We start from the raw sequence: 12071 nt of genomic DNA on the forward strand, positions 1-12071 counted from the left end.
GACACTAGGCCCCAACTAACTCTTCAGTAGAAAATACGCTATCACAAACCCGATCGGATTTAACTTTCCCGTTTGCCATCTCAATCACCCGATCCGCAATATTAAAGTAATGACTATCGTGCGAAACAATAATGATGGTTTTCCCTTGTGATCTGAGCTTCCTTACAATTCGGTAATAAAATACATCCTTAAAATCAGGATCCAAATCCGCTCCAGGCTCATCGAAAATATATACAGGTCTGTTTTCTAGCAGCATGACAAATATTGCCAACCTGCGCTTTTGTCCCTGAGACATCTCACTTGACCTGATTCTATTTTCCAGCAGTTCAAGCACGATGCTCTTTATCTCCAGCACATCCAGCCACTCACTATCTTTATGCTTCTCCAAATCGTATACGTTAAAGGTTTCCTCGAACAAATGATAGTCACTAAAAACCGTTGCGTAGTGAGATCGATACGTCAATATATCTTCAGAAACTAACTTATGTTCGTTCCAATATACATCACCCCTACTAGCTGAATATAAACCATTTATTATCTTACTCAATGTAGATTTACCACTACCGTTCTTTCCGGCAATTAGCAACACTTCTCCTTTCCTGATTGTTATATTGATTGGCCCAATAGAAAATCTCTTACCACTGGAATTTGTATTGTACTGATACGCAACATTTACCAGATTCAGCTCTTTTAAGTCATCAAAAACACCTTGTCCGCTTTCTTTTTTCCCACTGAACTCGTTATGCTCCACCAATTCCTGCTCAAGCTGACTGATACGTTTTGCAGATACACCCGCGTGTTTAAATTGTGGAAATATCCCGAGTATGGTTTCGAATGGAGCTGCCGCGAAAAGCACAACAACGACGTAAGTAACCATTGTGCTCGTATCGAATGCCGTATCAGCTAGATTTGGATAAACGAACAAAATGTATCCAATTAAAAAATAAATTAGAAACTGAGTGATGTTCATAGAGTGAGAATGTTTTGATGCCGCCTTTACCTGTAAATCCGCCATCTCAATCGTCGCGCACTTTATATGCCTATCTCGAATCAATTCACCGTATCTAGGTTTTGTTTTTAATTCTTTGTACCCATTAATTAAATCGTCGAAATACCCCAGAAACTTCCTCTGTTGTGCTCTAATCTTTCTGAACAGAGGCGTTGTACGTGACATAATTCTAAAATAGACTATACCTCCTGCCGCTATTGAAGCAATCATAGCCATATATAAACTTGCTTCTGAAATATAGATGATATAGAAGGCAGCGCCCAAAACAAGCGCAAGATTTGAAAGCAATGTCGGAATTGCCAAAATAAATTGAGAAATGGTCTGAACATCTTGAGTAACTATAACCAAAAGATCCGCTTTACTACCCTTATTACGATACTCAGCAGAGCACGATTTGATTAAGTCGGCCATTCTTATACGCAACGCATTGCTAATTCTCATAGCGACTTTCACCGCGAACGTTCTATGGTAATGCCTCACGTATAGTGTAAAGCCGCATATAAGAACAAAAGCAAGCCAGCCATACTTTTCTACCCCGCCTTCCAACGATAGGACTTTCGTAATTAAAACCAAAAATGATGCATTAAGCCCGCCTCCAATAAGGCTAACAATAGCTAAAGTCACGAGCTGCTTTCTATTTTCCTTTGCAATCCTTTTTAATATACCCATAACATCTCTAATGCAGCATTATTTTACCGCCAATGAGTTAACAACTAATTGCTCATTCAGCTAGATAACCCTTTTTACGAGAACAAAGAGTATTTTTTTGCTCACCAATCGAAACTAAGCACTCTCTGCAATTGGCTCAATTTCCTCAGCATCGGCTTCTACTTCAATAGACTCCGATTCGGCGTCGCCTTCTGCCATCTGAAGCACATATTCTGGAACAGCAAACTCCAGTTCATTTTTGCAAAAGTTTTTCCAGTCGTCGTTGACGTCGTCGAATATCACATGTTCGTCGACAAAAATACCGTCTGTTACCGTATAATTTTCCTGTAAGTATAAAATTGAGTCGTCACTCAACTTTCTAGGCTCGTTTACTCCATTTCCCTCTTCATTGCCTTCAGAAGATGCATTCTCTGCCATTTCCCTCCAATTTTCATACCCTCTGAATTTTGCAGCCAGATATGCCTTACAATACTTACCCATTTGTGCCATTTTTTTCTCCTGCTAATTTAATGTAAGTTACAACGCTATTTTCAATATGACTGAGGGTTTCCCCCAACAGACGCAAGCTCTATCACTGAAATATAGTAATCTAGCTTCAACACCTTTAGCTCGGTCTCAGCTTCCATCAACTTCAACTTCGCTTCTCGATACTTCAACTCTGTAATTTCATGTAAACTCTTCCACTTTGTATATGCGAGTCGCTCCTCCGAATACAACATATCGAGTTTTTGTTCCGCCAATTGAATTTTTTTGTTTACTAGACTAACTGTTATCTCTTTTTCTCGCTTAGAGACCTCATTTTCTAGTCTTTTTTGAATTCGTTCTAAGGAAATGCGCTCCTTCTCTGCAATTGCCCTGTGCATTCTTGCGCTGGTCTTGAGACCGTTAAAAATATTCCACCTTAGTCTCACACCATACTGGGTGTCATTACTTCCTCTATCAACAATAGCATCAAAAACATTTTCTCGACTACGACCATAGTGGCCATACGAAGCATATAAATCTATTTCAGGCAAATAATCTGATCGTTGTTGCTTTACAACCTCGTCTGCTGATCCAATCCTGGTAGCCAATTCGTCTAACCTTAAAGTAGATATATCCAACTGATAACTCAACATTCGCTTTAAAGTCGGTAATTCATCAAAGTTGGCAGAAACGATCCTATTAAACGGTTCAGAATCACTGACGCCAATGACGCTTAAAAACAGTGTCGAGCGTCTCCTTAAGTCCTGCTCAATTTTCAATTTCTCGATTTTGACTTCTTCATAATTCAATTGAATTCGTTGATAATCGATATTTGATATCCCACCCGACACTAACATCTGTTTACTCATATCCAGATTATCCTGCCAATATCGAAGCTCATTTTTTTTATTATCTTCGAGTAATTGTACTTTCAGTAATTCCGTGAAGGCAACAATTGTCTCTCTTATAATATCTTTTTCGACAATTGCTTCAGCGAGATTTTGGCCTTCAATTTTCTGTCTCGTTTCCCTAACCTTAGCCAAATCATGCCCACCCTTATAGACATTCCACGCGAGTTCTATTGAGGATCGTGACGAAAACTCGGGAGGATTATTCGTAACTAATACGGATACCGGTTCCTCATTTATCAATATTGGTTGCCCATTAACGACAGCATCGATTTCGATTGGCACATAGGGATCTGATTCTGGTCGGTGCTTCAAATCAGTTTCGAAATCTAGTCGTGGATAGAACTCCGACAGTTTCTCATCCTTCGCCTTTTGCAACTCTCGACCCTGCAATTTTTCTATTCTTAGCTCAACTCGGTTATTCAATGCATGCTCAATTGCTCTTTCCATATCCCAATAAATGCTATCCTCTGAATTGGCGGCATAAGGCAGAAATTGCAGCCACGGAAATATCAACACACACATGAGTCTATTCATAGCGAAGAGCCTCAACCGGTGGAATCTTTGAGGCTCTTAATGCTGGATATAAACCGGCTAAAACACCCAAACCAATAGATACCGCGATCGCAAGCGCAATAACAGAGGATGATGGCACCAGAGGCAACCCGGTAATCTTGGATAAAATAACGCTTATGATTAGGCCGAAAAACAATCCAAGAACCCCACCGATAAAACTCATAAGCATTGCTTCAAAAATGAATTGTACTAAAATATCCTTCTTGCGAGCGCCTACCGCCTGTCTCAAACCTATCTCTCGAGTTCTTTCCAACACCGAGGTTATCATGACATTAATAATACCCATAATACTGACAATTAGAGACATCGCCGCACCGACGATCCCTATAATTGAAACAGTACCGACGATATTGTCCGTGGTGTGAATATACTTTTGCATCGTTCTTGATACGTACGGGTATTTGTAACTATGTCGAGCCCCCAAAAATGCGGTAATTTCATCTGCGGCTTTTTGCGCTAGCTCTAGTTGCTTACTCTCCACATGTAGCATGTTTATTTCATAGATTGAAAACTGTTTCTGTAAAGCAGTATAGGGAACGAGAATCCTATTATTCACGCCAGTCTTACTAACAGACCCAATACTTTCAAGAAAACTACGACTTTTCTCCTCGACGACACCGACTATGGTGTAACGATATTCTCCGACTCGTATATGCGCACCGATGGGCTCGACACCGGCTGATAGAAGTTCTTGCTTTATTTGTGGTCCAATTATCGCTATCTGCTTTGCGCTGATAATATCGTGTTCTATGAAACCTCTTCCCTGCGCAATGTGATCATTGCTAACACCAAGATAGTCCACGCCAACACCTTGCAGACTAGGCTTCAAGTAGGTTTGTCCAAACCTAATTGTAGAATCACGAGGAGGATGAACGACTGGCGAAATCCTACTAATCGAAGGGCAACAATGCTCATTTATAGCGAGATAATCCGAGTTTTCAATCCCTGTCCCCGCCGGATCACCCTTGCCTGGATCAAATTTTGAAAAATCTCTATGCACCCAAATAGAATTAAGGCCGAAGGTTTTTAACTCTCCAAGAATATGATAATACCCACCCTTACTTATCGCACTCACGGCCATAACGGCACAAATTCCGATGGCGACACCAACTATACTGGCAAAAGTTCGTGCCTTATTACGCATAGCACTCGCAAGTGCCTGCTCCAAAAGCGATACTGTCCCAACGACTTTGCTATACATTCGGCAATTTCATCAACAGTAAGGTCATGATTTACTTACACAACATGTTATTCATGCAGTTAGAGCCGTATTGTCTTCAGTGTATCTATCGTATTCTATTTCGCCGTCCCTTATTCCGATGACGCGATCCGCATGTTGCGCTACTTTTTCGTCATGCGTGATGACTACAATAGTTTTGTCCATTGAGTGCAGCCTCTTAAATATTTCCAATACATCTTGCCCTGATTTCGAATCGAGACTCCCAGTGGGTTCGTCCGCAAACACGACATCTGGATTGCTGACCAACGCTCTTGCAATGGCAACTCGTTGCTGCATACCTCCTGACATTTGCGACGGCTTGTAGTTCGCATAATCAGCTAGCCCAACATTTTCTAAGGCCTCCATAGCCATCGCCTTTCTACGCTTTTTTGTCAATCCCTGATAGATTAGAGAGAGTTCCGCATTTTCCCATGCCGAGACTCTTGGCATAAGATTAAACATTTGAAAAACAAAACCAATGCTATAACGTCTCATCTCGGCCAATTCATCATCACTGCAAGCTCTAATGTCTTTACCAAAGAAATGATATTGGCCAGAGCTAGCCCGATCTAACATCCCCAATATATGTAGTAAAGTTGATTTACCAGATCCCGATGGACCGACGATCGCTACGTATTCCCCGGCTTTTATATCGAGTGAAATATTTTTTAAAATTGGTACCACATCACTATTTAATGCGTACGATTTACAAACGTCTTGCAAGGAAATCATTCAGCTGCACTCAGATGCAGCAACTCAACCTCGTCGCCGTCTGCGATCGATGAATAGGGGTCATAAATGATACTTTCGCCCAATTCAAGCCCTTTAACTATTTCCACATGGTAAAAATCCGCAATTCCGGTTTCTACCTTTACCAATTTGACTTTCCGCTCATAAACCAAAGCAACGTACGCCCCACCGCGCCTTTGTATTAGTGAAGCAGCAGGTACAGCGACGACATCCTTTCTCAACCGTGTTACCACCTCAACATCGACTAGTTGCCCAATTCTCAAATCTGAGCGCTCATTTGTTAGCTGGATAAACACCTTTACTACGTTGCTTCTTTTTTCGCTTTTTGCCTCAACGCCAATTCGAGAAATTTTACCGCTATATTCACTCTTGTTTTCGTTGGTGGTGGTTAAAACAATAGAAACTGGTTGACTAAGCGCCAATTTCTGAAGATCTGCGGGATCTGTTTCCGCAATTACTTCGACTGATGTATTGTCTAATATCCCGCCAATCACAGATGACGACGTCAGCCATTGCCCTTCCTCGACGAGCAATTCAGATATTACGCCGGTAAACGGGGCGACAAGCGCTAGTTTTTTTGACTCCAACGCAACGAGCTCTAGATTTTTCTTCTGTACCTCGACTAACTTCTTGGCACTTTCCCATTTGATCTCCGCATCCATGACTTCTTGTTGCGCAACCCCCCCTAAGCGCAACAGTTCACTTAACCTGTCATAGCTTCGTTTCGCCGCTTTTTCATCTTGTCTTGTTTTTTCCAGATTCGCTTTTTCTTTTTCTTCAGTCACTTTCATCTCATCGTCAGTCATAGAAACTAATAATTGTCCCTTAACGACTGAATCACCTTCACGCACATGTACTTTAGCAACTTTCCCGCTAATTTGACTGGATATATCCAATCGCTTTAACGGTGATACGTACCCAGGTATGACTAGCGTTTCTTTTATAGACTCCTGTGATACATTGACCGATTCAACTTTTGCTGTTTCATTCCCCCCGAACTGCAAAAAATGGTTCGTCGCTAGCGCCACGGAAATCACTAGAAGTACAGCAATTGCTAAAGTTTTCATATCAAATATCTTCCAGCTAAAGAATTTCGATGCCACATCGTTTATATACTATAAACAGAGGAAGCTCGATACAGCGTACCGGCTCCTCGACTAAACGCATTCCTACATTTATGAGCGATTGTCTCCAAAATTCTCCGTTCCGCACTTTTTATGAAAAAGTGCCCTCCTTCAAACAGAAATTTGTCGAACTGTACACAAGTACGGTCGGACCACCCGCGCAAATTTTCAATTGAAACCTCATCCAACTCTCCGCGACCACCAAAAGCCGTTATTGGACAATTGAGAGGCTCCTTCTGCTGATATTCATATCTGTCTGCCAATTCAAAATCCGATCGAAGAATGGGAAGGAATAGATTCAAAAGCTCTTTGTCACTAAAAATTTGTTCGGGAGTGCCTTCAAATTTTTTTAACTCTTTAATAAATTCACTATCGGACAAAGCAGCCATCGATTTGGGCCTGCGACTTGTTGGCGGACGCTCACACTGGGGAGCACCCCGACCTGACACAAAAAGATGTTCCGGCACCAATCCATGATCTTCACGAATTCGCACGGACAATTCATAGGAAAGCATGGCCCCCATACTATGACCGAAAAACGCAAATGGAAGATCCGAATATTCTTTTATGGCTATGGATAGTTCAGACAGAAGAAAAGATAGCTTTACGCCAGGTTTCTCTCGAATTCGAGCCCCTCTACCTGGCAACAGCAAAGGACAAACCGCAATTTCTTTGGGTAATTGTTTTGACCAGCTGGCAAATACATGCTCACTGCCGCCAGCATAGGGGAAACAAAACAGCCTAATTGACGCACCATTTTCGGGCGCATTGACACGAAACCACTTTCTTCCATTCATAATAAATGAGAGGGCGTCCTAGCAATTCCGCAACTTTGTGCAAAGTTACGGCGATCGATCCTCACGCCGGACGTTGTCAAGTGCAGCCCAACATCGTCCGTCGCAACGCATATATAACCTTATTATGGATTCTTATTTTTGTTGCAGCCGACTGTCTCAAGCCGCACTGACTGGCTCGCCCTTTGGCACCGTCGTTCCTGGATCATCAGCGGAGATTTCCGCTTTATCATTAGCTGCAAGTGCTTCCTGCCCTTTGCTCTCCCACTCTTCCATCTGCTTACGTAAACTTAGTGGTCTCATATCGGTCCATACTGTTTCTATATACTGCAAACATTTGTCTTTGGGACCGCTTTCCCCGACCTGTGTCCACCCTACAGGGATCTCTTTAAAGTCGGGCCAGATGGAATACTGCTCTTCATGATTTACAACGACTAGGTAATTAGTTAAATCTTCTTCTTGCGACATTATTCTTGAACTCCATTTTAAATTTAAATCTTATAGCGCACGCTGGATTATGCAGAATATATTTTTTTCTTACAAGCCAATTTGTTGGATCAATACGACAATAAGACATAAATATTTCATATCATCCTTTCCGACCAAGGTCGATCACTTAGTAACTGCCTCATCAAATGACAAGCTCTAGTTTTACACTCAAACTAAAATCAACGAATAGACTTGAGCGTGATTAACCAATAGTTTATGCTTGGTCGCGTTGTAGTTTAATGCTTTGAAGTTAAACGCAAGAATAGGATAGAGACCGCCAACCGAAATAGGCTGCTGTATATAAATAATTAGAAAAACTCGTTCAAAAAAATGAATGCTGTTTTACCCTTTGGTGTATGGATGTAGCGCCAAGTAAATATGTCCATGGGCATGCTGAATACTACAAGTACAATATTGAACATATGGATATACACAATTATTTTAGCTTCGTAGACATAATTTATAACCGGTTTTCAAAAACACCGCAGAAATTAGTATTCAAGTTTCTCAACACCAGCGATCAAATTGCGACGGATATTACCTACGAACGTCTCTTTCTTCGCAGCCAAATCATAGCAGCAATGTTACTAGAGCATGTATCTAAATATGATCGCTGCCTTCTTCTGTTTCCCCCCGGCCTGGCTTACATTGAGGCGTTGATTGGTTGTATTTCTGCTGAAGTCATTGCCATACCCGCCTATCCACCAATGAACAATCGACTGATGCACAATATCCGCAATATTATTAAGGACTCCGATTGCAATATCATATTGACGACTGAAAAATTGCGTGGAAGATTCGCTGACAGTTTCGAAAATGTCGAGCTGCTTGCCACGGACACCCTAGAAGAAAGCATTCATAGTACACCCATAGTATCTCCTAAGGACATTGATTTAGACGCAACTGCAATCATCCAATACACCTCAGGTTCAACGGGCTTCCCGAAAGGCGTCATGATTTCCCATCGGAACCTAAGTCACAATTCGATGCAAAGTGCGCTAGCATTTCAAGTTGAACCGACAAGCATAAACGTCAGTTGGTTACCCCCTTATCACGACATGGGCTTAATTGGGGCGATTCTCAATCCTTTATATGATGACGTATTGTCGATTTTGATGCCGCCCACCCAATTTTTACAGAGCCCCTTTCGCTGGCTACGTGCAATCTCCGAATTCGGTGCAACCCATAGCGGCGCCCCAAACTTCGCATATGAATTGTGTTGTCAGAAAATAACATCTGAACAGAAGTCAACTCTAAATTTATCTAGTTGGAAAGTTGCCTTTAATGGCGCAGAGCCCATCAGAAAAGAAACGTTGCATCGATTTTATGAAACTTTTAAAGAATGTGGCTTAAGCCCAACGACTTTGAGGCCCTGTTATGGCCTTGCCGAAGCAACGCTAATAGCCTCTAGCTCCCCTACTCCACACGAACCGTTTTCTGTTTCGGTCAGCCGATCTTCTCTGGAGACCGGAAAGATCGAGATAAGTACCACGGCGGAACTGAAAACACACGTCGAACTCGTCAGTTGCGGAAGCGCGCTAGTAGGACAAAATATCGTTATTGTAGACCCTGCTTCGCTTGAAAAATGCGCCGACAACGTTGTCGGCGAAATTTGGATTCAGGGTCCAAGTATTGCAAAGGGCTACTGGAATAATAAAATAGAGTCTGAATATACCTTCAACGCTTATATAAAGAATACCTCGCAGGGCCCCTTTTTACGAACTGGTGATCTGGGCTTTATTTCTCAAGAACGGATATTCGTCACAGGGCGACTAAAGGACTTAATCATCATTAATGGGAGGAACTTATACCCACAGGATTTGGAGTTTAGCGCAAAAAATAGCCACAACGCGTTTATGAGAGGTAGTACAGCAGCATTCTCGGTTAGTGATCAAAACCGCGCTGAACAACTAATTATAGTACAGGAAATCGACAAACGTTATAAAGGTTCGACCCTGAAACTGCTGGACGCCATTCGCCAAGCCACTAGTGGCGATTTTAATATCACGCCAAGTGAGCTCATTCTTGTTTCATTAGGGACTCTACCTAGAACAACGAGCGGAAAAATACAGCGCAAACAAACTAAATCGCTCTATAAATCCGAGGGACTAGTGGCAATTGATGAATGGAAATTGCCTATTCGTAATGACCACGCCTTCCAAACATTTGTCGAAAAAAAATCATCTTTCCAATCATCTCAACCGTGGAACCAAGAAAATATCACGGCGTGGATAACACAATATATCGCAAAATCACAGAATCTTAGTGAAAACAATATTTATCCAGAACAAACATTTTCGTCGCTAGGACTTGGTTCGGTAGAGGCTGTAGAGCTTACCGCAACGATGGAGAAATTCCTTGGATTCCCGGTTTCGCCGATGTTAGCGTGGAACTATCCCACGATTAAGGAAGCAGCTTCTTTTTTAGCCGAGGAATATTTGATTCAGAACAAAGTTGGTTGCGATGAGACAGATCAAGAGGCTCAAATTTTTTTCACCCCCGGTACAACGTACCAGGAAGCCGAAGATGGTATTGATATCTCCAAATTGTCCAATAAAGAACTAGCAAAGTTACTCTCGGATGAAATTTCTGAGCCCAGCAAATAACAACAGATCGTTCAACTGGAAGATATTATAGCCATGAGTACCGATGACGAGATAGACTTTAGAAAATTACTAGAGAAATCATATTTCGAAATCTCTCGATTAAAGTCAGACCTTAAAAAATATAGTTCAAAAAACGCCGAACCCATTGCAATCACGGGAGTTGCTTGCCGTTTTCCCGGGAATGTAACAGACACGGAATCCTATTGGCAGCTTTTGGTCGACGGCGTCGATGCCGTCAGTGAAATTCCGGACAATCGTTGGCCCGCAGATGAGTTGTTCGATACTGATAAAAGTGCCGATGGGAAAATTTACACCAAGTATGGTGCGTTTCTCGACAATATCGAGAATTTTGATCCTCTAGTCTTTGGTATTTCTCCCAGAGAAGCTGAGGGGTTGGACCCACAACAACGATTGCTATTGGAAACTGCTTGGGAAAGCCTTGAGTCCAGTTGCGCTCCAATAGATAGTTATAAAAATTCGAAAACCGGCGTGTTTGTTGGCATGAGTACCGATGACTATTTACGTTTGTCGGTCAAATCGCCTGACGCGGCAATTTTTAACTCTCATGTCGCGCTTGGAACGACACGAAGTATTGCCGCCGGAAGAATATCTCACACTTTTGGATTTCATGGGCCCGCCATACAAGTTGATACATCATGCTCCTCTTCTATGGTCGCACTTCACCTCGGCATCCAAAGTCTTCGTCAAGGTGAGACCAACACTGCCCTTGTCGGTGCTGTAAATTTGATGCTAACGCCTGACGCCACCATAGGCTTATGCCGACTAAACGCACTATCACCCAGCGGACGTTGCCAAACCTTCGATTCAGATGCCGATGGATACGTGCGTGGGGAAGGTTGTGCAATGGTTGTCCTAAAGCGAATGAGCGATGCTGTCGACGCAGGAGACAATATACTTGCTGTCATAGTCGATTCTGCGATTAATCACGATGGCCAGTCTAATGGATTAACCGCTCCTAACGGCCCGATGCAGGAAGCGTTGATTTCTGAGACCCTCTCAAAATCTAGAGTTGACTCGAGCGATATTCAGTACGTTGAAACACACGGTACTGGAACACCATTGGGTGACCCTATCGAAGTTCAGGCTCTCTCAAATGTTTTGGGTAGGAACAGAACGAAAGACAACCCATTGCTTTTAGGTGCTGTCAAAACGAATATTGGCCACTTAGAATCGGCGGCAGGTATGGCGTCACTCATTAAGACGTTACTTTGTTTACAAAACCAGGCAATTCCGCCGAATCTCCACTTCAATAAACCGAATCCCTATATAGCCTGGGACCAGTCATTTCTCAAAGTTCCGACTAAGACGACTCCTTGGCCCCGCGACAAAAACCGCCGACGCCTGGCAGGTGTGAGCTCCTTTGGGTTCAGTGGAACTAATGCCCACGTGATACTCGAAGAAGCACCCCAAACCGCTGCCCTCACTTCGGAAGTTGAACGCC

General features: G+C 42.5%; 9 protein-coding genes and 1 pseudogene. 2 read left to right on the plus strand and 8 right to left on the minus strand.

Annotated features, from left to right (window positions below; all coding sequences use genetic code 11):
• Positions 1-4: 4 nt before the first annotated feature.
• The 8 genes and pseudogenes from OEZ43_20665 to OEZ43_20700 all read right to left on the minus strand — a co-directional run bounded on the left by OEZ43_20665 (position 5) and on the right by OEZ43_20700 (position 7982).
• A complete protein-coding gene (locus OEZ43_20665) occupies positions 5-1678 on the minus strand; it encodes a cyclic peptide export ABC transporter (protein MDH5547998.1) in 1674 nt (557 codons plus the stop codon).
• Positions 1679-1792: 114 nt separating this feature from the next.
• Entirely contained in the window at positions 1793-2167 is a 375-nt protein-coding gene (locus OEZ43_20670) for a hypothetical protein (GenBank protein MDH5547999.1), read from the minus strand.
• A gap of 41 nt (positions 2168-2208) precedes the next feature.
• Positions 2209-3501, minus strand: a complete 1293-nt coding sequence (locus OEZ43_20675; GenBank protein MDH5548000.1) for a TolC family protein — start codon at positions 3499-3501, stop codon at positions 2209-2211.
• Between the two features lie 79 nt (positions 3502-3580).
• Positions 3581-4828, minus strand: a complete 1248-nt coding sequence (locus OEZ43_20680) for an ABC transporter permease (protein MDH5548001.1) — start codon at positions 4826-4828, stop codon at positions 3581-3583.
• A 51-nt stretch (positions 4829-4879) separates the two neighbouring features.
• Positions 4880-5578, minus strand: a complete 699-nt coding sequence (locus tag OEZ43_20685; protein ID MDH5548002.1) for an ABC transporter ATP-binding protein — start codon at positions 5576-5578, stop codon at positions 4880-4882.
• Positions 5575-6663 carry an efflux RND transporter periplasmic adaptor subunit gene (locus tag OEZ43_20690; protein MDH5548003.1) on the minus strand — a complete coding sequence of 363 codons (1089 nt, stop codon included), beginning with the start codon at positions 6661-6663 and terminating at the stop codon, positions 5575-5577. Before OEZ43_20690 ends, OEZ43_20685 begins: the two co-directional genes overlap by 4 nt.
• Positions 6664-6704: 41 nt before the next feature.
• Positions 6705-7517 carry a thioesterase domain-containing protein gene (locus OEZ43_20695; protein ID MDH5548004.1) on the minus strand — a complete coding sequence of 271 codons (813 nt, stop codon included), beginning with the start codon at positions 7515-7517 and terminating at the stop codon, positions 6705-6707.
• Between the two features lie 264 nt (positions 7518-7781).
• Positions 7782-7982: pseudogene (locus OEZ43_20700) on the minus strand (MbtH family NRPS accessory protein).
• A gap of 377 nt (positions 7983-8359) precedes the next feature.
• Between OEZ43_20700 and OEZ43_20705 the strand changes: the two are divergent.
• Together OEZ43_20705 and OEZ43_20710 are read left to right on the plus strand one after the other, a co-directional pair.
• Positions 8360-10609 carry an AMP-binding protein gene (locus OEZ43_20705; protein MDH5548005.1) on the plus strand — a complete coding sequence of 750 codons (2250 nt, stop codon included), beginning with the start codon at positions 8360-8362 and terminating at the stop codon, positions 10607-10609.
• Positions 10610-10642: 33 nt separating this feature from the next.
• On the plus strand, positions 10643-12071 hold a 1429-nt coding region (locus tag OEZ43_20710; GenBank protein MDH5548006.1), incomplete at its 3' end, for a polyketide synthase.

The organism is Gammaproteobacteria bacterium (assembly GCA_029881255.1).
In the GTDB taxonomy this organism is placed as follows: domain Bacteria; phylum Pseudomonadota; class Gammaproteobacteria; order S012-40; family S012-40; genus JAOUMY01.